Source organism: Stenotrophomonas sp. GW821-FHT01H02A (assembly GCF_059422145.1).
The window spans coordinates 1-20585 of the sequence record NZ_JBWKWI010000004.1 but is presented as its reverse complement, the minus strand read 5'-3'; the positions used below and the strand labels follow the sequence as shown (position 1 = coordinate 20585).

General features: G+C 68.3%; 17 protein-coding genes. 7 read left to right on the top strand and 10 right to left on the bottom strand.

Annotated features, from left to right (window positions below; translation table 11 throughout):
* The first annotated feature begins 100 nt into the window (after positions 1–100).
* The 3 genes from coaBC to AC07WC_RS07390 are packed head-to-tail and all read left to right on the top strand — an operon-like array spanning position 101 to position 4185.
* Positions 101–1360 carry a bifunctional phosphopantothenoylcysteine decarboxylase/phosphopantothenate--cysteine ligase CoaBC gene (gene coaBC / locus AC07WC_RS07400; protein ID WP_495209434.1) on the top strand — a complete coding sequence of 420 codons (1260 nt, stop codon included), beginning with the start codon at positions 101–103 and terminating at the stop codon, positions 1358–1360.
* A complete protein-coding gene (dut, locus tag AC07WC_RS07395) occupies positions 1357–1830 on the top strand; it encodes a dUTP diphosphatase (RefSeq protein WP_046272982.1) in 474 nt (157 codons plus the stop codon). Before coaBC ends, dut begins: the two co-directional genes overlap by 4 nt.
* Positions 1831–1842: 12 nt before the next feature.
* Positions 1843–4185 carry a phosphomannomutase/phosphoglucomutase gene (locus AC07WC_RS07390; RefSeq protein WP_495209433.1) on the top strand — a complete coding sequence of 781 codons (2343 nt, stop codon included), beginning with the start codon at positions 1843–1845 and terminating at the stop codon, positions 4183–4185.
* Positions 4186–4215: 30 nt separating this feature from the next.
* Here the strand turns inward: AC07WC_RS07390 and AC07WC_RS07385 are convergent, their stop codons facing one another.
* The 8 genes from AC07WC_RS07385 to pyrE all read right to left on the bottom strand — a co-directional run bounded on the left by AC07WC_RS07385 (position 4216) and on the right by pyrE (position 13737).
* On the bottom strand, positions 4216–4935 hold the full coding sequence (locus AC07WC_RS07385) for a response regulator transcription factor (RefSeq protein ID WP_495209432.1): 720 nt from the start codon (positions 4933–4935) through the stop codon (positions 4216–4218).
* Positions 4916–7576, bottom strand: coding sequence for an ATP-binding protein (locus tag AC07WC_RS07380; RefSeq protein WP_495209431.1), 2661 nt, complete (start codon positions 7574–7576; stop codon positions 4916–4918). Before AC07WC_RS07380 ends, AC07WC_RS07385 begins: the two co-directional genes overlap by 20 nt.
* A gap of 37 nt (positions 7577–7613) precedes the next feature.
* Positions 7614–8276, bottom strand: a complete 663-nt coding sequence (gene kdpC / locus AC07WC_RS07375) for a potassium-transporting ATPase subunit KdpC (RefSeq protein ID WP_495209430.1) — start codon at positions 8274–8276, stop codon at positions 7614–7616.
* Positions 8273–10324, bottom strand: a complete 2052-nt coding sequence (gene kdpB, locus AC07WC_RS07370; protein ID WP_495209429.1) for a potassium-transporting ATPase subunit KdpB — start codon at positions 10322–10324, stop codon at positions 8273–8275. Before kdpB ends, kdpC begins: the two co-directional genes overlap by 4 nt.
* 11 nt (positions 10325–10335) lie before the next feature.
* Entirely contained in the window at positions 10336–12054 is a 1719-nt protein-coding gene (kdpA, locus tag AC07WC_RS07365) for a potassium-transporting ATPase subunit KdpA (RefSeq protein WP_495209428.1), read from the bottom strand.
* Between the two features lie 12 nt (positions 12055–12066).
* Positions 12067–12159 carry a potassium-transporting ATPase subunit F gene (locus AC07WC_RS07360; RefSeq protein ID WP_019183961.1) on the bottom strand — a complete coding sequence of 31 codons (93 nt, stop codon included), beginning with the start codon at positions 12157–12159 and terminating at the stop codon, positions 12067–12069.
* A 237-nt stretch (positions 12160–12396) separates the two neighbouring features.
* Positions 12397–13059, bottom strand: coding sequence for a hypothetical protein (locus AC07WC_RS07355; RefSeq protein ID WP_495209427.1), 663 nt, complete (start codon positions 13057–13059; stop codon positions 12397–12399).
* A gap of 18 nt (positions 13060–13077) precedes the next feature.
* Positions 13078–13737: an orotate phosphoribosyltransferase gene (gene pyrE / locus AC07WC_RS07350; protein ID WP_046272987.1), complete on the bottom strand. Its 660-nt coding sequence runs from the start codon at positions 13735–13737 to the stop codon at positions 13078–13080.
* Positions 13738–13944: 207 nt separating this feature from the next.
* Here pyrE and AC07WC_RS07345 point away from each other — a divergent pair, with 207 nt between their 5' ends.
* The 3 genes from AC07WC_RS07345 to AC07WC_RS07335 all read left to right on the top strand — a co-directional run bounded on the left by AC07WC_RS07345 (position 13945) and on the right by AC07WC_RS07335 (position 16346).
* Complete coding sequence (locus AC07WC_RS07345) at positions 13945–14745, top strand: exodeoxyribonuclease III (RefSeq protein ID WP_495209426.1); 801 nt, start codon at positions 13945–13947, stop codon at positions 14743–14745.
* Complete coding sequence (locus AC07WC_RS07340) at positions 14742–16037, top strand: AmpG family muropeptide MFS transporter (RefSeq protein ID WP_293979457.1); 1296 nt, start codon at positions 14742–14744, stop codon at positions 16035–16037. The genes AC07WC_RS07345 and AC07WC_RS07340 overlap by 4 nt, the downstream gene beginning before the upstream one ends.
* A gap of 81 nt (positions 16038–16118) precedes the next feature.
* The gene (locus AC07WC_RS07335; protein ID WP_495209425.1) at positions 16119–16346 is read left to right on the top strand and encodes a hypothetical protein; all 228 of its coding nucleotides are present in this window, start codon (positions 16119–16121) and stop codon (positions 16344–16346) included.
* A gap of 27 nt (positions 16347–16373) precedes the next feature.
* On the opposite strand, the gene AC07WC_RS07330 is transcribed toward AC07WC_RS07335, so the two are convergent.
* Together AC07WC_RS07330 and AC07WC_RS07325 are read right to left on the bottom strand one after the other, a co-directional pair.
* Complete coding sequence (locus AC07WC_RS07330; RefSeq protein ID WP_495209424.1) at positions 16374–17501, bottom strand: anhydro-N-acetylmuramic acid kinase; 1128 nt, start codon at positions 17499–17501, stop codon at positions 16374–16376.
* A gap of 66 nt (positions 17502–17567) precedes the next feature.
* On the bottom strand, positions 17568–19031 hold the full coding sequence (locus tag AC07WC_RS07325; protein ID WP_495209423.1) for a M23 family metallopeptidase: 1464 nt from the start codon (positions 19029–19031) through the stop codon (positions 17568–17570).
* A gap of 168 nt (positions 19032–19199) precedes the next feature.
* Here AC07WC_RS07325 and tyrS point away from each other — a divergent pair, with 168 nt between their 5' ends.
* The gene (gene tyrS, locus AC07WC_RS07320) at positions 19200–20411 is read left to right on the top strand and encodes a tyrosine--tRNA ligase (protein ID WP_495209422.1); all 1212 of its coding nucleotides are present in this window, start codon (positions 19200–19202) and stop codon (positions 20409–20411) included.
* Positions 20412–20585: the final 174 nt, after the last annotated feature.

Here is a 20585-nt window from a genome sequence, read left to right as displayed (position 1 = left end):
GGCTTATGACGAAAACCTGCCTCCTTATGCCGCTGGCGCATCAGGCGGCTTACGGACCATCGGGTAAGCTAATCGCCTCGGTTCGACAGGAACACCCAAGGTGGCTGACTCCCCCCAGGCTTCTCCGGCGTCCGCGCGCCCGTTGGAAGGCCAGAAGCTGTTGTTGTGCGTTGGTGGCGGGATCGCTGCCTACAAGTCGCTGGAACTGGTGCGCCGCCTGCGTGATGCCGGGGCCCAGGTGCAGGTCGCGATGACCGCCGGGGCCCAGCAGTTCGTGACCCCGCTGAGCTTCCAGGCCCTGTCCGGCCAGCCGACCCGCACCACCCTGTGGGACAGCGCGGCCGAGCAGGCGATGGGCCATATCGAGCTGGCCCGCTGGGCCGACCGCATCTTGGTCGCCCCCGCGACCGCCGATCTGCTCGCGCGCCTGGCCAATGGCCACGCCGATGACCTGGTCACCACGCTGTGCCTGGCCACCACCGCGCCGCTGACCGTGTGCCCGGCGATGAACCACCGCATGTGGCTGCACCCGGCCACCCAGGCCAACATCGGTCTGCTGCGTGAGCGCGGTGCGCAGGTGATCGGGCCCGAAGATGGCCCGCTGGCCGAAGGCGAGTCCGGCCCCGGGCGGCTCAGCGAAGCACACGCGATCGTCGCCGCGCTGGCCGGGCTGCACGCGCCGGCCGCTGCCGAGCCGCCGGCCGCCAGCGAACTGAAGGGCCTGCGCGTGCTGATCAGCGCCGGTCCCACCTATGAAGACATCGACCCGGTGCGTTACGTCGGCAACCGCAGCAGCGGCAAGATGGGCTATGCCCTGGCCGCCGCCGCCGCCCGCCTGGGCGCGCAGGTGGTGCTGGTCAGCGGCCCGGTCCAGCTGGCCACGCCTGCGGGCGTGCAGCGTGTCGATGTGCGCTCGGCCGCACAGATGCGCGAAGCGGTGCTCGCTGCGTTGCCGGCCGACATCTATATCGGTGCGGCCGCAGTCTCCGATTACACCCCGCGCCAGGTGGCGCCGCAGAAACTCAAGAAGACCGCCGGCACCCAGAGCCTCACTCTGGAACTGGTGCGTACGCCGGACATCCTGGCCGAGGTCGCCGCGCAGACCAACGCGCTCAAGCTGGTGGTCGGCTTTGCCGCCGAAACCCACGACGTGGAAAAGTACGCGCGCGGCAAGCTGGTCGACAAGCGACTGGACCTGGTGATCGCCAACCAGGTCGGGATCAGCACCGGCGGTTTCGAAAGCGATGAAAATGCGGCCACGGCCTACTGGCAGGGCGGCGAACAAGTATTCCCCGGCACCTCCAAGGCCGTGCTCGCCGAACAACTGTTGTCCCTGATTGCCCAGAGGTTGCACGCATGACCATCGATTCCTCCCTCCAGCCCCTGCAGGTCAAGCTGCTCGACCCACGTTTCGGCGACGAATGGCCGCTGCCGGCCTACGCGACCGAGCACAGCGCCGGGCTCGACCTGCGCGCTGCGCTGGAGACCGAGCTCACCCTGCAGCCGGGTGACACTGCGCTGATTCCCAGCGGCATCGCCATCCACATCGCCGACCCGAACCTGGCGGCCGTAGTGCTGCCGCGCTCCGGCCTGGGCCACCGCCACGGCATCGTGCTGGGCAACGGGACCGGCCTGATCGACGCCGATTACCAAGGCCCACTGCTGATCAGTGCCTGGAACCGCGGCCGCGAGCCGTTCACCCTGCAGCCCGGCGATCGCATCGCCCAGCTGGTGGTGTTGCCGATTGCACGCGTCGCCCTTCAGGTAGTGGATACTTTCACCGACAGCGCCAGGGGAACGGGTGGATTCGGCCATACCGGGGTGCGCTGACAGGGGAGCTTCATGAGCAAGGCGAAGGCGGAAGGACGGCCGCGGTGGACGACAGGGCGCTCGGTGCCGCTGTTGGCCGTGCTGCTGGTGCTGTTGGCGGTCTGGTTCGGGTGGAGCGGTGTGCACCAATGGCGCCAGGCGGCGGTCGGCAACGCGCTGGAGCAATCGCGCGACCGCATGGTCGAGGGCCTGCAGACGGCCCTGACCGGACAGGCGGGCAAGCTGGGCAAGGTGCTCAAGACCGAGCGCGTCGCCAGCGCGCTGGCCAGTGGCAACGCACAGAGTGCCGCCGTCGCCATCCGTGAAGGCTGGCCGGGCGTGGAAGACGTCCAGATCCTGACCGCCGACCTCGATGCGGCCTATGCCGACCCGAAGGCCTTCGGTTACTCGCGCCTGGCCCTGCTGGAAGCGGCCATCGCCGACGACGCGCCGGTCGCCCGCGTGGTGCGCGATGCAGGTGGGCAACGCCTCGGCCTGGCGGCCGCGGTCGATCTCGGCCCGCAGGGCCCGGCTGTCGTCTACGTCCGCCAGCCGCTGCTGCGGCTGACCGGCGTGTTCGATCAGGTCGCGGTGCCAGGCGCCGGCTACCTCGCGCTGCGCCAGGGCAATCACAATGTGATCGAAAAGGGCAGCCGCGGGCTGTCCGGCGGCGCCGAAGCGCTGGCACGTCCGATCGGGCGCAGTGGCCTGCGACTGTCGGCTGCCGTGCCGGATGTCGAACCGGGTCCGTTGGGGCTGGGGGCGATTTCCAGTGCGGTCGTCGCCGTGTTGCTGCTGCTGATCGCCGTGCTGCTGGTGCTGGGCAAAGGCAAGGTGCCCTTGCCGCGCCGCCGCGGTGCCGACGACAGTGCCACCGATGCCGGCCCGACCCTGAGCGAAAGCCTCGCCCAGGCGCCGCTTGCCGTGGCCGCCGTCGAGCGCACTGACGAGGCAGCACCGCCGTCGCCGTCCGTACCGGGCGAAGCGGTTGCCCCCGGGATCTTCCGCGCCTACGACATCCGCGGCGTGGTCGGCCGCGAGCTGACCCCCAAGGTCGCCGCCCTGATCGGGCAGGCGATCGGTTCGGTCCTGCAGGTCCAGGGCCTGCGCGACATCGTGGTGGGTCGCGATGGCCGTCTGTCCGGCCCCGAACTCACCGCCGGTCTGATCGAAGGCCTGCGCCGCGCCGGCTGCAACGTCACCGATATCGGCCTGGCGCCGACCCCGGTGGTGTACTTCGCCAGCTACCACCTGCGCGCCGGCAGCTGCGTGGCGGTGACCGGCAGCCACAATCCACCCGACTACAACGGCTTCAAGATCGTGGTCGGCGGCGAAACCCTGTCCGGCGATGCGATCACCGAGCTGTACCACCGTATCCGCGATGGCCAGCTGCACGTGGCGGCCGAGCCGGGCAGCTTCCAGACCCGCGAGATCAACGCCGACTACATCCAGCGCATCGCCGATGACGTGCAGCTGGACCGCCCGCTCAAGGTGGTCGCCGACGCCGGCAACGGTGTGGCCGGCGAGCTGGCCCAGCCGCTGCTGGAGGCGATCGGTGCCGAAGTCATTCCGCTGTACTGCGATGTGGACGGCAGCTTCCCGAACCATCATCCCGACCCGAGCGACCCGCACAACCTGGAAGACCTGATCCAGACCGTGAAGCGCTTCGACGCGGATATCGGCCTGGCGTTCGATGGCGATGGCGACCGCCTCGGCGTGGTCACCCGCGAAGGGAAGATCATCTACGCCGATCGCCTGTTGATGCTGTTCGCGGCCGATGTGCTGATGCGCAACCCCGGCGCGCTGGTGATCTACGACGTCAAGTGCAGCGGCAAGCTGTCCGACTACGTGCTGCGCAACGGTGGCAGCCCGCTGATGTGGAAGACCGGCCATTCGCTGATGAAGGCGAAGATGCGCGAGACCGACGCCGAGCTGGCGGGCGAGATGAGCGGCCACTTCTTTTTCAAGGAGCGTTGGTTCGGCTTCGACGACGGCCTGTACGCCGCCGCGCGCCTGCTGGAGATCCTGGCCCAGCGCGAGGAGACGCCCGCCGAGGTGCTGGATGAGCTGCCCGACAGCGTCTCCACCCCGGAGCTGAAGGTGCCGGTCGATGCGGGTACGCCGCATGCGCTGGTGTCGTTGTTCGTCTCCTCGGTGCAGGTGGAGGACTCGCCGTTCACCGGCGCACGCCTGTCCACCATCGACGGACTGCGTGCCGACTTCCCCGATGGTTGGGGTCTGGTGCGCGCATCGAACACCACGCCGGTGCTGGTGCTGCGCTTCGAAGCCGATGACGAAGCCGCGCTGGAGCGCATCAAGGCGCTGTTCCGCGCGCAGCTGCAGCCGCTGCTGCCGGGTGTGGAACTGGGCTTCTGAGCTGCGGGGGTACCGACCAGCAATCGGTACCTACCCCTTGAACCGCAGCCCCACGCCCGGTTCGGTGAACAGATACCGCGAATCCAGCGCCGAATCGTCCAGCTTGTGGCGCAGTTTGCCGACCAGGATCCGCAGGTAATGGGTGTCGTGCTGGTGGGTCGGTCCCCAGATCTCCTGCAGGATCTGCGGCTGGGTCACCACCCGCCCGGCATTGCGCAGCAGCAGCGACAACAGCGCGTACTCCTTGCGCGTCAACGCCACCGGCGCGCCGTCCAGATGCACTTCGCGCCGTACCAGGTCGATATGCAGGTGCCCATCATCGAACTGCGGCAACACGCCTTCGCTGGATACCGTGCGCGAGCGCAGCAGCGCCCGCACGCGCGCCATCAGTTCCTGCGTGCCGAACGGCTTGGTCACGTAGTCGTTGGCGCCGGCATCCAGCGCCCGCACTTTCTCGGTCTCGCTGGCGCGCACGGTCAGCATGATCACCGGCACCTGGCTCCACTGGCGCAGCTCGCGCAGCACGTCATGGCCTTCCATGTCGGGCAGGCCGATGTCCAGGATCACCAGATCCGCGCCTTCACCGACCAATGCCTCCAGCCCGGCCTGGCCGGTCGCGGCCTGGGATACGCGGTAGCCCTGGGCGCGCAGGCTGATCTCCAGGAAACGCCGGATCTGCGCTTCGTCGTCGATCACCAGGACGCGGGCCGGGGGCACGCCGTGGGAAGCCTCAGGAATCGTCGTTGTCATCGGCAGGATGGGGGTGCAGCAAGGGCAGGGTGATGCGGATCAGGGTACCGCGTCCGTCGCGCCCCGGCAGCGCCTGCACGCTGCCGCCATGCGCGCCGATCATGCCCTGGCAGATGGTCAGGCCCAGCCCGGTGCCATGCCGGCCGCGGTCGCCGCGCTCCACGCTGTAGAACATGTCGAAGATGCGCGCACGTTCATCGTCCGGGATGCCGGGGCCGGCATCGAGCACGTCGATGCGCAGTTCGCCCTCGACCAACCGCGCCTGCACCTCCACCGCGGCACCGGGTGGGGAGAACTTTGCCGCGTTCTCCATCACGTTGAACACGGCCTGCTCGACCAGCGCCGGATGGACCCAGATCGGTGCCAGCGCAGCCGGAATATCCAGCTTCAGCAGTACATCCGGCTGATAGCGCTGCAGGCGGCGCGCGGCCGAGCCGACCAGCTCGTCCACGCCGATCCAGTCGCGGTTGATCTGCAGCCCGTCATGGCCGAGCCGGGTCATGTCCAGCAGGTTCTGGATGTAGCGGTCCAGGCGTTCGCCTTCGACCAGAATGGTATCGAGCAGGGCGCGCCGGTCGCTGGCGTCCATCGCATCGGCATAGCTGGAGAGGCTGTCGGCCGAGCCGATCATCGCGGCCAGCGGCGAGCGCAGGTCATGCGAGACCGACGACAGCAACGCCGAGCGCAGCCGCTCGGTCTCGTTGCTGACATGCGCCTTTTCCAGATCGGCCACCAGCTGGGTACGCAGCGCGGCCTGCGCGATGTCGTCCACCATCGCTTCGGCCAGTTGCCGTTGTTCCGGTGTCAGCCGCGGTGCCTCGCGCGGGAAGCGCATGCCGGCCACGCCGATCGCGCGGTCGTCGCCATCCAGCAGCGGCAGGAACCACCAGCCAGCACCGGCCAGCGTATCGGTGAAGCGTCCGCTGGGTTGGCCATGCCGGTGCGCCCAGTCGGCCGCGGCCAGATCGGTGTCGCCCGGGGCGGCGCTGCCGCTGGCACTGGTGTACTGCCCGATGCGCAGCCACGCCGGGGCGTCCATTGCCTGTTCCAGTGCCTCGCGGCCGGCCTGCGCGACCTGCTCGTTGCTCGCCGCACTGGCCAGTTGCCGGCCCAGTGCCTGGCGCGCATGCGCGTGCCGGTTGGCGGCGCGCAACGCGACCACCTGCATGCGCAGGCGCGAGGCCAACCGCCCGGCAACCAGTGCCGCGGCAAGGAACAGGAAGACCGTGATCACACCCTGGCGCGCGCTGATCGCGAAGGTGAAGCGCGGCGCGATGAAGAAGAAGTTGTAGGCCAGGAAACACAGCGCCGCGGCGATCACCGCGGCACTGGTACGGCTGCGTGCGGCGACCATCACCACCGCCACGATGAACACCATCGACAGGTCATACAGCCCGATCCAGTGCTCGGCGACCAGGGCCACCAGGCAGGCGGTCGCGGTGGCACCCAGTGCCAGCAGTGCATCCTTGCCGGCGCTGCGGCTGGGCATCGACAGTCCGGACCGCCGCGCACGTGCGCGGGCCTGCGGTGTGCCGATGATGGTGATCTCGAAATGCGCGCCGCGCCGGATCAGCTGCTGGGTCAGCGTACGGTTGAGCATGCGCGCCAGCGGCCGCTCGCGCGTGCGGCCGAGCACCAGCGTGGACACGCCGTTGTGCGCGGCATGGTCGAGCAGCGCATCGGCGATGCTGGAGCCGTGCAGGAGTTCGGCCTCGCCACCGAGGCGGCGGGCGAGGGCGAACGCGGCATCGATCTCGCGCCGGGTCTGCTCGTCATGTGCGCGCGTCTGCACGGTCACCACCGTCCACGGCGCATCGCGCCGCTCGGCGATGCGTCGGCCGACCCGCACCAGGTACTCGCTCTGGCCGCCGCCATCGATCGCCACCAGTACGCGGCGGCGCAGTGGCAGGTTGCCTTCGCCGCGCGCGGCACGGGTTTCGCGCAGGCTGCTGTCCACGCGGTCGGCCGCTTCCTGCATCGCCAGCTCGCGCAGGGCGGTCAGGTTGGCCGGCGAGAAGAACGCCTGCAGGGCCTGCGCGGCCTGCTCCGGCACATAGACCTTGCCCTGCTGCAGACGCTCGATCAGCTCGCGCGGCGGCAGGTCCACCAGCGCGATGTCGTGCAGGCGGTCGAGCACCGCATCAGGCACGGTTTCACTGACCCGGACCCCGGTGATGCGCATGACCACGTCGTTGAGGCTTTCCAGATGCTGGATGTTGACCGTGGTCCACACATCGATGCCGGCATCGAGCAGCTCCATCACGTCCTGCCAGCGCCGCTCGTGCCGACTCCCGGGCACATTGCGGTGGGCCAGTTCGTCGACCAGCACCAAGGCGGGACGACGCGCCAGCACCGCATCCAGGTCCATCTCTTCCAGCGCGTGCTGCTGGTACTCGCGCTGCAGCAGCGGCACCTGCGGCAGGCCTGCCAGCAGCGCCGAGGTCTCGGCGCGGCCGTGGGTTTCCACCAGGCCGATCACCACGTCCACCCCGCGGCGCAGTTGCTCATGCGCGCGGGTGAGCATGCTGAAGGTCTTGCCCACGCCGGGCGCCGCACCGAGGAACACGGTGAGCTTGCCGCCGGCTTCGCGCTGCAGGGTGTCGACCAGGGCATCGGCCTGGCGGGTACGGGAGTCGCTCATGGGCGGGGATTGTGCGCCCGGGGCGGTACGCAGCGCATCAAGGCATACCGTACAGCCGGGCATTGCCCTGCTGCGCGTCCAGCGCGACGTTCAGGGTCATCACGTTGACCCGCGGCTGGCCGAACACACCCCATTGCGGCCCCAGGGTGTTGGCCTGCACCAGCGCGGCGACGCGATCGACGGGAAGGTTGCGGCTGCGTGCCACACGCGCGATCTGCACCTGCGCCGCGGCCGGGGAGATCTCCGGGTCCATGCCGGCGCCGGACTGGGTCACCAGATCGCCGGGTACTTGGGCGGCGGTCACGCCTTCGCGTGCGGCCACCGCGGCGATGGTGGTCCGCACGCGCTCCTGCAGGGCAGGATTGCTGCGCGCCATGTTGCTGCCGGCCGCGGCCATCGGGTCGTAATTGGCCGCCGACGGCCGCGCCTGGAAGTAGCCATCGCCGACGAACGGCTGGGCGATCAGCTGCGAACCACGCACCTGCCCATCGCGGAGCAGCAGGCTGCCGTCGGCCTGCGCCGGGAACAGCAGCCGGCTCACGCTGGTGGTGGCCACCGCATAGGCCAGGCCGAGCAGCAGCAGGCTGCTCACGCCGAGCACGAGGGCCGGGCGCCAGGCGCTGTCCTGCTGCAGCTGGGTGGAGGTGGCAGCGCGGCTGCGCGCCGGCCGGGCAACGGAAGTAGCAATCGAGCGGTTCATGCGCCGAACACCGAGACAAGGAAGAGGTCGATCAATTTGATGGCCGCGAACGGCAGCAGCACGCCGCCCAGGCCGTACACCAGCATGTTCCGGCGCAGCAGTGCGGTCGCCGTGGCCGGGCGGAAACGTACTCCGCGCAACGCCAGCGGGATCAGCGCCGGGATCACCAGCGCGTTGAAGATCAGCGCCGCCAGTACCGCATTGCGCGGACTGGACAGGTGCATCACGTTCAACGCGGCCATCGCCGGCAGAGTCGAGGCGAACAGCGCCGGCAGGATCGCGAAGTACTTGGAGACGTCGTTGGCCAGCGAGAAGGTGGTCAGCGCACCACGCGTGATCAGCTGTTGCTTGCCCACTTCCACCACGGCCAGCAGCTTGGCCGGATCCGAATCCAGATCGACCATGTTGCCAGCCTCCTTGGCCGCCTGCGTGCCGGAGTTCATCGCCAGACCGATGTCGGCCTGGGCCAGCGCCGGCGCATCGTTGGTGCCGTCGCCGACCATCGCCACCAGCCGCCCGCCGGCCTGCTCGGCACGGATGCGCGCGAGCTTGTCTTCAGGGCGGGCCTCGGCGATGTAATCGTCCACGCCGGCCTCGGCAGCGATCGCCGCGGCGGTCAGCGGGTTGTCGCCGGTGATCATCACCGTGCGGATGCCCATCGCGCGCAGCTGCGCGAATTTTTCGCGCATGCCGTGCTTGACCACGTCCGAGAGCTCGATCACCCCCAGCACGTGGCGGCCTTCGCACACCACCAGCGGGGTGGCACCGTTGCGCGCCACCTGCTCCACGCGGCCCGGCAGCTCCGAAGGCACGGTGCCGCCCAGGTCACGCACGTAGGCGGTGATCGCATCGGAGGCGCCCTTGCGGATGCGGCGGCCACCGTCCAGATCCACACCGGACATGCGGGTCTGCGCAGAGAACGCGAGGTAGTCCGCGCGGTCCGGCTCGGCGGTGGTGCAGCCCTGTTCACGCGCGAGACGCACGACCGATTTACCTTCCGGCGTCGGGTCGGCCAGCGACGACAGCAGCGCCGCTTCGCGCAGCTGCGTGGCATCAATCCCCGCCAGCGCATGGAAGTGGGTGGCCTGGCGGTCGCCATGGGTGATCGTGCCGGTCTTGTCGAGCAGCAGCACGTCCACGTCGCCGGCCACTTCCACCGCCTTGCCGGACTTGGCCAGCACGTTGGCGGCCAGCGCACGGTTCATGCCGGCGATGCCGATGGCCGGCAGCAACCCGCCGATGGTGGTCGGGATCAGGCACACCAGCAGTGCGATCAGCAGCAGCGGATCGACCTGCACGCCAACGAACGCGCCGATCGCCGGCAGCGTGGCCACCACCACCAGGAAGGTCAGCGTCATCGCCGCCAGCAGCAGGGTCAGGGCGACCTCGTTCGGGGTCTTCTGGCGGTTCGCACCTTCCACCAGCGCGATCATCCGGTCCAGGAAGCTGTGCCCCGGCTCGGCGGTGATGCGCACGATGATCTGGTCGGAGAGCACCTTGGTGCCGCCGATCACGCCGCTGCGGTCGGTACCCGCTTCGCGCAGCACGGGGGCCGATTCACCGGTCACCGCGGCTTCGTTGATGGTCGCCAGGCCCTGCACGATCTCGCCATCGGCCGGGATCAGCTCCCCGGCACTGACGATCACATGGTCGCCCGGCCGCAGCTCGGCGGCCGACACCTGGGTCTCGCTGGCCCCGGCATGCGCGGCGGCCAGCCGGCGCGCGCTGAGGTCCTGGCGGGCACGCCGCAGCGAGGCGGCCTGGCCCCGGCCACGCGCTTCGGCCACCGCCTCGGCGAAGTTGCCGAACAGTACGGTCAGCAGCAGGATCGCGGTGACTGCCAGGCCGAAGCCCAGTGGTGCATTGCCGGTCAGCGTGACCAGCGCGCTGACCACCGTGCCGGCCATCACCACGGCCATCACCGGGCTGTGCAGCAGATGCCGCGGCGAGAGCTTGATCACGGCATCGCGCAGGGCACGGCGCCAGCCCGCGCCATCAAGCAGGCGCTGGCGGCGGTGGGAAGAAACGTTCAACGGATACGTACTCATGGGAGGCGGTCTCAGTGCAGTGTCAGCGACAGGTGGTCGGCCACCGGGCCAAGGACCAGTGCCGGCATGAACTGCAATACGGTGAGGATGACGATCAGCGCGATCAGGGTCAGCGCGAAGGTCGGGGTTTCGATCTGCAGCGTGCCGGCCGATTCCGGCGCCCGCCGCTTGGCCGCCAGCTGCGCGGCCACGATCAACGGGATCACCAGTACCGGATAGCGGCCCAGCAGCAGCACCAGGGTGCAGCTCAGGTTCCACCACACGGTGGCGTCGCCGAGGCCTTCAAAGCCCGAGCCGTTGTTGGCGAACGCCGAGGTGTACTCGTAGAACACCTGGCTGATGCCGTGGAAGCCGGGATTGGAGGTGCCGGTGATCGACGGGATCGCCAGGGTCAACGCGGTGAAGCCCAGGATGGTGATCGGCTGCAGCAGCACCAGCAGCGCGAGCAAGCGCACCTGCGGCGTTTCCAGCTTGCGGCCCAGCAGTTCCGGGGTCCGCCCGGTCATCAGGCCGGCCAGGAACACGCCCAGCAGCAGGTACACGATGAACTGTTGCAGGCCACAGCCGATGCCGCCCCAGATCGCGTTGACCAGCATGTTGACCATCGGCACGGCGCCGGCCAGCGGGCTGAGCGAGTCATGCATGCCGTTGACCGAACCGTTGGACACCTGGGTGGTGACCGCGGCCCACAAGCCCGTGCCGTCGGCACCGAAGCGCACTTCCTTGCCCTCCATCAGCAGCGGGCTGGCCGCCGTGGCCGAATGGCCTTCCAGCCACACCGTGGCGGCGATCGACACGCTGGACATCGCCAGCATGCAACCGAACACCAGCCCGGCCAGGCGCTTGCGCCCGGTGAACGCGCCGAGCATGAAGATCACCGCGATCGGGATCAGCAGGATGCCGATCAGTTCCAGCGCGTTGGAGAGCGGGGTCGGGTTCTCCAGCGGCATCGCGCTGTTGGGGCCGTACCAGCCACCACCATTGGTGCCCAGCTGCTTGGCCGCGACCATCGCCGCGACCGGGCCGAGTGGCAGCTTCTGCGTCTCCATGCCGGCCGCGGCATCGATCGGCGTGGCCTGCGGACCGCCGGCGAGCGTCGAAGGCACCCCCTGGCTGGTCAGCAGCACCGCCCACAGCAGGCACAGCGGCAGCATGAAGCGCACGCACGAGCGCACCACGTCGGCGTAGTAGTTGCCCACGTCGACGCGGCGGTCCGCACTGAGCAGTGCGGCCTGGTCGGCCGGCACATCCTCGGGACGCGCGCCGAACAGCGCACGCAGGGTGGCCACCACCAGCGCCAGGCCCATCATCGGCGTCACCACCTGCAGGCCGGTAATCGCGGTCATCTGCGAGAAATAGGACAGCTGCGCCTGGCCCGAGTAGTGCTGCTGGTTGGTGTTGGTCAGGAACGACACCATCGTGTGCAGCGCGGTATCCCAGCGCATGTTGGGAATCTGGTCGGGATTGAACGGCAGCCAGGCCTGGGTCATGAAGACCGCCTGCACCAGCACCGCGATCACCACGTTGCTGAGCAGGAAGGCACCGACGTAGCCACGCCAGGACATGCCGCGGGCCGGGTTGACCCCGAGCAGCCGGTACAGCGGTTTTTCAATCCACCCGAACAGCGCGTCGCCGCGCATCGGGCCACCGCGCATCACCCGGGCCAGGTACAGCCCAAGCGGAAAGGCCAGCACGATGCTGGCCAGCAGGATCAACAGGATCTCGGTCATGGTCGGCTCCGGTCAGAAGGTTTCGGGCCGAAGCACGACGTACAGCAGGTAGGCGGCGGCAACCAGCACCAGCACGCCGCACAGCAGGGAAAGCCAGGCAGACATGGTCGTGGCCTCAAACGCGGGAAAGGGGGCGCGCGGTGCACTGGGCACCGGCGGGGAAGACAGGCAGATACGGGCTCATGGGACGTCCAGGTGGAACCACTCCACGTCAGGCGCCCATGGTCTGCCTGCCCGGCATAAACGCTCCACGCCCGAAACCGGCGCCGCGCGTAAAGAGTGCATAAAAAAAGGCGACCCCCCGGGGCCGCCTTCCTTTTCACCGCCATCGCCTATCCGCCGTTATCCGCGCGGATCGCTCGCGATGCCCTTCAACAACCGATAGCGCTGCAGCGTGCCCTCGATCTCCACGTCCAGCGCCCGGCGCTGCTGCTCGAACGAGGCCTGCATGCGTCGCTGCGCGACCAGCTCGGCATGCCGGGCGCGGATGCGCTCGGCCTGCTTGTCCGGGACCGGCTGCCCATCCAGCTCGCGGTTGCCCGCGCTGGCCAGCAGGGTGACCAGCGCATCACGCACGCTGGCCACGTTGTAACGGGCGGTATGGATGTTGTTGTCCAGGATGCCACTGCGCTCGGCGAACACCCGGCGCAGGTCCTCCTCGTTTTCGTACGTCGCCAGCATCGCCTGCTCGGTGCGCTGGCGGGTCTGCTCGGCGGCCTGGTCCAGGCGCTGTTGCGCGGCCTGCGCCGCAGCGTCGGCGCGTTCCTCCTCGGTCAGCGCACGCTGCACTTCGCCACTGCGCATGCCGCTGCGCAGGTTGAACTCCTCGCGCGCGCTGTTCACCGCCTCCTGGGGCAGGGCGTCGCTGCAGATCCGCTCGCTGCCCTTGTTCCAGCAGTACAGCTTCTTCGGTGTCGCATCGGCCGCGCGCTTCTGCGCCTGGGCAGGCAACAGCGGCACGGCCAGCAACAGGCCGACAACGGTGAACGTGGCAAACCTGGACATGGTGAAAGCCCCCTGCTCTCAACGCGTAGGACGGCTGCCGTAGCGGGAACGATAGTCCTCCAGCGGCTGCCGGTAGCCGACAAGTTCCGGATTTCCGGAGGCAAAATCAAGCAGGTCGGCCAGCGTGGCCACGGCGACCACCGGAATGCCGGCCTCTTCGGCCACGGCCTGCGCGGCCGAACGGCGGTCGGTTTCCGAGGCGATCTCCTGGCGGTCCAGCGCCACCACGATGCCGGCCGGGGTGCCACCGGCGCCCTTGATGATCGCCAGTGCTTCGCGGATCGCGGTGCCGGCGGTGATCACGTCATCGACGATCAGCACGCGCTTGCCATTCATATCGGCGCCGATCAGATTGCCGCCTTCGCCGTGGTCCTTGGCTTCCTTGCGGTTGAACGACAGCGGCAGGTCGCGGCCGCGCTGGGCGAATTCACAGGCGGTCGCGGTGGCCAGCGGAATGCCCTTGTAGGCCGGGCCGAACACGACGTCGAACTTCAGCCCGGTCGCTTCCACGGCATCGGCGTAACAGGCCGCCAGCTGGGACATGCGCGCGCCGGAATCAAACCGCCCGGCATTGAAGAAATAGGGGCTCAGGCGGCCGGACTTCAGGGTGAACTGGCCGAAACGCAGGGCATCGGCGGTCAGGGCCAGTTGCAGGAAACGGTGGCGATGGTCGCTCATCAAGACTCAATTCAATTCATTTGGAGCGCAAATCCTAATGCATGCCCGCACTTTTCCGCTCGCGGCGCCCTGCGGCCCGGTGTCGCACAGGGTGGCGAGACGGCTTCAGCAAGCGACGGAGGGCCGCAATCGTGTCCGTTTCCAGCCAGCCCCTGCAAGGGCCGAAACGGTATGCTCTTGCGGGTATCGTTCCAGACCCGGGTCAGCATGCGCATCATCAGTTTCAACGCCAACGGCATCCGTTCCGCCGCCACCAAGGGCTTTCTCGAGTGGTTCCGCGCCCAGGACGCCGACGTCCTGTGCATCCAGGAAACCAAGGCCCAGGAAGACCAGCTGACCGACCCGATGTTCCGCCCGGACGGCCACCACTGCTTCTACCGCGACGCCATCACCAAGAAGGGCTACAGCGGCGTGGCGATCTACAGCAAACGCGAGCCTGACCAGGTGATCACCTCGCTGGGCTGGGCGCCGTTCGACGATGAAGGCCGTTACATCGAGGCCCGCTACGGCAACCTCAGCGTGGTCTCCTTCTACATCCCGTCGGGCAGCTCGGGCGATCTGCGCCAGGGGTTCAAGTACGAAGTGATGGAGTGGCTGCGCCCGATCCTGGCCGGCTGGCTGGCCAGCGGCCGCGACTACGTGTTGTGTGGCGACTGGAACATCGTGCGCTCCGCGCTGGACATCAAGAACTGGAAATCCAACCAGAAGAACTCCGGCTGCCTGCCGCCCGAGCGCGACTGGCTCAACGGCCAGTGCGTGGACGCCGAGCAGGCGCTGGACATCGCCGCCGGCCAGGGCTGGACGGATGCCTACCGCCTGTTGCACCCGCAGGGCGAGGACTACACCTGGTGGAGCAACCGCGGCCAGGCGCGCGCCAACAATGTCGGCTGGCGCATCGATTACCAGTTCGTCAGCCCGGGCCTGCGCGATCGTCTGCGCAGCTGCTCGGTCTATCGCGATGAGCGCTTCTCCGACCATGCGCCGTTCACGGTGGACTACGCCCCATGACCGAAGCGGTCGAGCCGGTGTCCTACAAGGGCTGGGCCGGGATCAAGCGTGCCTTCGGCACGCCCTCGGCGCTGACGATGGCCTTCCTGGGCTTCGGCAGCGGTCTGCCGTTCCTGCTGATCGCCTCGCAGACGCTATCCACCCGTCTGCGCGATGTCGGCCTGGACCTGGGCAGCATCGGGCTGATCAGCCTGGCCAGCTTCTTCTATCTGATGAAGTTCGTCTGGGCGCCGCTGATCGACCGCTACGCGTTCCCGCTGATCGGCTTCCTCGGGCGCCGCCGCTCGTGGCTGCTGGCCTCGCAGATCGGCGTCACCGGCGGGCTGTTCGCGCTGGCCTTCGTCCGCCCCGAACTCGGTGTCACCCCGCTGGTGCTGTGGGTGCTGGTGGCCTCGTTCGCCGGTGCCACCCAGGATTCGGTGGTCGATGCCTACCGCATCGAGATCGCACCGGAGAGCGCGCAGGCGGCGCTGGCCGCGACCTATACGCTGGGTTATCGCATCGGCCTGATCCTGGCCGGCGCGGGCGCGTTGTACCTGGCCCAGTTCGAGAGCTGGATCGTGGCCTACCTGGCCATGGCCGCGTTGATGATCCTGCCGATCATCACCACGTTGCTGTGCCGCGAGCCGGAACAGCCGGAAGTGCGTATCCAGCGCCGGATCGATTTCTTCGGTGCGTTCTGGCAGCCGATCGCCAGCTTCTTCAGCACCAATGGGGTGGTGCTGGCGCTGGTGCTGCTGGCCTTCGTCGGGCTTTACAAGTTCCCTGACCAGGTGATCGGGGTGATGGCCGGCCCGTTCTATCTGGATTCGGGTTTCACCAAGGCCGACATCGCCACCGTCTCCAAGCTGTTCGGGGTGTGGATGGGTATCGGTGGTGCGTTCCTTGGCGGTATCGCGGTCGCGGCGTTCGGCTTCCGCCGCATGCTGCTGGTCGCCGCGCTGGGCGTGGCGCTGTCCAACCTGGCGTTCCTGCTGATGGCGCACAACCCGGGCCAGCTATGGGCGTTCTACGCGGCGCTGAGTGCGGACAACCTGTTCCAGGGGTTCGCCGGTACGGTGCTGGTCGCCTTCATGTCCTCGCTGACCGATCGCAACTTCACCGCCACCCAATACGCGCTGCTGGTCTCGCTGGCCAACCTGCCGGGCAAGTTCGTCGGCGGCGTCTCCGGTTACATCGTGGAGGCGAGCTCTTACAGCACCTTCTTCATCCTCAGCGCCACCACGGTCATCCCGACCCTGCTGCTGCTGATCTGGTTGTGGCCACGGATCCGGGACCGCAGCACCGCCTGAGTGGTTTGCGTGCCGACAGAGCCTGATGGATCATGCCGGCACAGTCGCCGCGGGGATGGCGGCGCGCCAACGGGGAGAACGATGGCTGATCTACTGCTGCGGGATGTGGACCCGCTGTTGCTGGAACGTATCCGCCGGATCGCGGTGGCGCGCGGCTGGAGCCGCGAGGACACCTGCGTGGCGTTGCTGGAACAGGGCCTGTTCGCCAGCGAACTGGAGGTCCGCAGCGGCTTTCACGATCCCGAGGTCGACGCACTCGCCGATGCCATCGCCGCCCTGCAGGCCTTGCCCGACGCGCAGGCGCTGTAGCCGGGCATCGCCCGCCGCCACGGCCTCTCAGGCGGGGTGGATCGCCCCCAGAATCCGTGGTCCCCGCGCGCCACTCACGCTCGGCAGGTTGCCCGGCAACCCCGCCAGCGTGCGCTGCGCCAGCCACGCAAACCCCATCGCCTCCAGATAATCCGGGTCCAGCCCGTGCACCGCGCTGGATTCGATCAGCACGCCCGGCAGGCGTGCGCCCAGCCGCCGCAGCAGCTGCGGATTGCGCACGCCGCCGCCGCAGACCAGCACCCGCTTGGCGCCCGGCAGGTGCGCCAGCAGCGCATCGGCCACCGTCGCCGCGGTCAGTTCCAACAGCGTTGCCTGCACGTCCGCGCCGGAGACCTGTCCCTCGCCAAGCTGTGCCTGCGCCCAGTCCAGGTGGAACTGCTCGCGCCCGGTGCTCTTGGGCGGCGGCAGCGCGAACCACGGATCGGCCAGCCAGCGTGCCAGCAGCGCCGTATCGACCTGGCCGCTGGCCGCGAATGCGCCATCGGCATCGAAGGGCTCGCCGCGATGGCGCTGGCACCAGGCATCCATCAGCGCATTGGCCGGGCCGGTATCGAAGCCGCGCGGCGTGCCTTCGCGCGGGATCAAGGTGAGATTGCCGATGCCACCCAGGTTGAGCACGGCGCGGTCTTCGTCGCTGTCGCCCAGCATCGCCAAGTGGAAGGCCGGCATCAGCGGCGCACCATGGCCGCCGGCGGCGACATCGCGGCGGCGGAAATCGGCCACGGTGGTGATGCCGGTCAGTTCGGCGATGCGGTTGGCGTCGCCGATCTGCATCGTGAAGGCGGGATCGGCCAGCGGCCGATGGCGTACGGTCTGCCCGTGCGAACCGATGGCGTGCACCTGGGCGCGGTCGATGCGCGCGCTGTCCAGCAGCCGGTTGGCGGCCGCGGCGAACGTGATCCCGACTTGGGCATCGAGCCGGCCGAGCGCGTCCAGTGAGGTGATGGTCCCGCCTTCGCCCAGGGCGATCAGCTCGGCGCGGATCGCCGGATCCCACGCGTGGGTCAGGCCATCGACAAAGCGGCAGCCGCCCTCGGCGGGGAACTGCACCAGCGCGGCATCGATGCCGTCGGCGCTGGTGCCGGACATCAGGCCCAGGTAGATCGGGGTGGTGGGATCAACAGCAGAGGTCATGGCCAGGCGGTCCAACGGGTTGCGTGCAGCTTCCGCGCAACCCGCTGCCGCCGTCAATCGATGCGATCAGCCGCGGTTGGACTTGGCCGGCTTGCCGGCCTTCGCCGTGGCGGTCTCGGCGGCCTTGGCATCCGGTGCCGGGCTGGCGTCGGCGTAGATCAGCTTCTCCATGCCCTGGATGCGCGCCAACGCCGGCGCGGTCTGCGCACGGAAGGCGGCCAGTTCGGCGCCCTGCAGCGGCTCCGGCGGCGGCATCGTCACCGACAGCGGGTTGCGGTGCACGCCGTTGACGCGGAATTCGTAATGCAGGTGGGGGCCGGTGGCCATGCCGGTCGAGCCGACGTAGCCGATCACCGTGCCCTGGGCCACACGCTGGCCGGTCTTGATGCTGCCAAAGCGCGACATGTGCCCGTACAGCGTGGTGTGGCCGCGGCCGTGGTCGAGGATCACCACGTTGCCGTAGCCGCGCTGCACGCCGGCGAACTGCACGCGGGCATCGCCGGCGGCCATGATCGGGGTGCCGGTGCGCGCGGCGTAGTCCACGCCCTTGTGCATGCGCATCTTGCCCAGCACCGGGTGCTTGCGCGCGCCGAAGCTGGAGCTCAACCGCGCGAACTGGATCGGCATGCGGATGAAGCTCTTCTTGAGCGGGCGGCCGCTGGCATCGAAGTACTCGGACTTGCCGTTGCGGTCGAAGCGGAAGCCGCTGTAGGTCTTGCCCCCCGAGCTGAAGGTCGCCGCGAGGATCTTGCTGGTGTCCACCTTCTCGCCTTCGCGCCAGGTTTCATCCATCACCACGCTGAAACGGTCGCCCGGCTGCAGGTCCTTGGAGAAGTCGATGTCGTACTTGAAGATCTCGTCGGTCATCGTCGCGATCGCCGACGGCGACAGCCCGGCCTTGCGCGCGGCGGCATACAGCGAGCTGGTGATCTCGCCACTGGCGACCACGCGGCGGGTCGAGGTCTCGCGCTTGCTCACCGTCTCGGTGATCTTGTCGCCGGCCAGGGACAGCTCGACACGATTGTCGGCATCGCGGTCGAAGCGGATCGTGCGCAGCTGACCGGACAGCGGCAGGTCGAAGGCGATCTCCGCGCCGGGGCGCAGCTTGGTCAGCGAGTCGCGGACACCCGGGTGCTCCAGCACCTGGTGCATCACCGTGGCCGGGATGCCGGCCTGGTCGAACAGATTGCTCAGGGTCTGGCCGCGCTGCACGCGCAGCACCTGCCAACTGTCGCCCGGGGTCTGCTGCTGGCGTTCCAGCGACAGCGGCGGCAACGGCAGCGCCAGGGTCGAATGGCTGACCGAGTAGGGCGAATCGATGGTGTGCGAGAAACCGGGGACGATCGTGGCCACCAGGGCGCCGATGGTGGCGAACAGGCTGGCATGCATCCAGTGGCGGCGGGTCCAGCGCTGGTTGAAGGCCGCGGGAAGATGCTGTTTGAGCTTCCGATGGAGGGCGGTGTCGTGGAGGACGTGGAGACGTTCCTTGAAGCGCTGCTTTCGCGCGCGGCCTTGATCGGAATTGAGCATCGTCGGTCTGTTCCTGGCTGGCCCGGGAGCGCGGGCCCAAACGTCGGTAACATAGACAGGTATAAATACCGCGTCAAACCCTTGTGCCTATTGGTTTTTGTGAAGCACCTGCGGTTAACTTGTACTTAACGTCATTCATTTAAATAAGGCATTGCCGGGAGTTGTCACGTGTCCTCGATTGAAGAAGCCATTGCCCTGATCGGGCGAGGCGCCGATGAGATCCTCAAGTCCGACGAACTGCGCCAGCGTCTGGAAAGCGGCCGTCCGCTGCGGGTCAAGGCCGGCTTCGACCCCACCGCCCCGGACCTGCACCTGGGGCATACCGTGCTGCTGAACAAGCTGCGCCAGTTCCAGGATCTCGGCCACCAGGTGATCTTCCTGATCGGCGACTTCACCGGGATGATCGGCGACCCTTCGGGCAAAAACGTCACCCGCAAGCCGCTCACCAAGGAAGACGTGCTCGCCAACGCGCGTACCTATGAAGACCAGGTCTTCAAGGTGCTCGACCGCGAGAAGACCGAAGTGCGCTTCAACTCGGAGTGGTTCGGCAAGATGGCCGCCGCCGACATGATCCGCCTGGCCGGCCAGCACACGGTGGCGCGCATGCTCGAGCGCGACGACTTCGCCAAGCGCTATGCCGCCCAGCAGTCCATCGCGCTGCACGAGTTCCTGTACCCGCTGGTGCAGGGCTACGACTCGGTCGCGCTGGAAGCGGACGTCGAACTGGGCGGGACCGACCAGAAGTTCAACCTGCTGATGGGCCGTGGCCTGCAGGAGCACTACGGGCAGAAGCCGCAGATCGTGCTGACCATGCCGCTGCTGGAAGGCCTGGACGGCGTGGCCAAGATGTCCAAGTCGCTCAACAACTATATTGGTATCAGCGAACCGGCCATCGACATCGTCACCAAGACCATGAAGATCGGCGACGACCTGATGTGGCGCTGGATCGAGCTGCTCTCCTTTGATATCAGCCAGGCCGAGGCCCAGGCCCTGCGCGTGCAGGTCGAGGCGGGCGGGTTGAACCCGCGTGAGGTGAAGCTGCGCCTGGCGCGTGAGCTGACCACCCGCTTCCATGATGCCGCGGCCGCCGAGCAGGCCATCGCCGGCTGGAACGCCGCCGTGACCGGGCAGGGCGATGTGACCCTGCTGCCGCTGCAGGAAGTAAGCATCCCGGCCGAAGGCCTGCGGATCGGTGCCCTGCTGACGGCGGCCGGCCTGACCCCGAGCAACTCGGAGGCGTCGCGCAAGCTCAAAGAGCGTGCGGTGAAGGTCGATGGCGAGGTGGTGGATGACGCCCAGCAGGTGTTCGTGCCCGGCTTCGAAGGCCTGCTGCAGGTCGGCAAGCGCACCTTCGCACGCGTGTTGCTGGTCGCGGCCTAAGCGGCACAAGGGGTCCGGGCGATCCGGACCCCCTCCAGCATGAATGGGAGGGAGGCGACGTGAAAAAATGTCGCGTACCCCCTTCACAAACGACCCAGATAGGGACATACTTTCCCTCCCCCGACGCAGGGGCCACCGCAAGGCGGCAACCGCGAAGGAACAGGACTTCAGCTT

Excerpts from the sequence above, each read along its gene's own strand:
- AC07WC_RS07385 (WP_495209432.1), bottom strand. The coding sequence starts at position 4,935 with ATGACAACGACGATTCCTGAGGCTTCCCACGGCGTGCCCCCGGCCCGC.
- kdpB (WP_495209429.1), bottom strand. The coding sequence starts at position 10,324 with ATGAGTACGTATCCGTTGAACGTTTCTTCCCACCGCCGCCAGCGCCTG.
- AC07WC_RS07330 (WP_495209424.1), bottom strand. The coding sequence starts at position 17,501 with ATGACCTCTGCTGTTGATCCCACCACCCCGATCTACCTGGGCCTGATG.
- AC07WC_RS07355 (WP_495209427.1), bottom strand. The coding sequence starts at position 13,059 with ATGTCCAGGTTTGCCACGTTCACCGTTGTCGGCCTGTTGCTGGCCGTG.
- AC07WC_RS07325 (WP_495209423.1), bottom strand. The coding sequence starts at position 19,031 with ATGCTCAATTCCGATCAAGGCCGCGCGCGAAAGCAGCGCTTCAAGGAA.
- AC07WC_RS07335 (WP_495209425.1), top strand. The coding sequence starts at position 16,119 with ATGGCTGATCTACTGCTGCGGGATGTGGACCCGCTGTTGCTGGAACGT.
- dut (WP_046272982.1), top strand. The coding sequence starts at position 1,357 with ATGACCATCGATTCCTCCCTCCAGCCCCTGCAGGTCAAGCTGCTCGAC.
- kdpC (WP_495209430.1), bottom strand. The coding sequence starts at position 8,276 with ATGAACCGCTCGATTGCTACTTCCGTTGCCCGGCCGGCGCGCAGCCGC.
- pyrE (WP_046272987.1), bottom strand. The coding sequence starts at position 13,737 with ATGAGCGACCATCGCCACCGTTTCCTGCAACTGGCCCTGACCGCCGAT.
- kdpA (WP_495209428.1), bottom strand. The coding sequence starts at position 12,054 with ATGACCGAGATCCTGTTGATCCTGCTGGCCAGCATCGTGCTGGCCTTT.
- AC07WC_RS07345 (WP_495209426.1), top strand. The coding sequence starts at position 13,945 with ATGCGCATCATCAGTTTCAACGCCAACGGCATCCGTTCCGCCGCCACC.
- AC07WC_RS07340 (WP_293979457.1), top strand. The coding sequence starts at position 14,742 with ATGACCGAAGCGGTCGAGCCGGTGTCCTACAAGGGCTGGGCCGGGATC.
- AC07WC_RS07360 (WP_019183961.1), bottom strand. The coding sequence starts at position 12,159 with ATGTCTGCCTGGCTTTCCCTGCTGTGCGGCGTGCTGGTGCTGGTTGCC.
- AC07WC_RS07390 (WP_495209433.1), top strand. The coding sequence starts at position 1,843 with ATGAGCAAGGCGAAGGCGGAAGGACGGCCGCGGTGGACGACAGGGCGC.
- AC07WC_RS07380 (WP_495209431.1), bottom strand. The coding sequence starts at position 7,576 with ATGAGCGACTCCCGTACCCGCCAGGCCGATGCCCTGGTCGACACCCTG.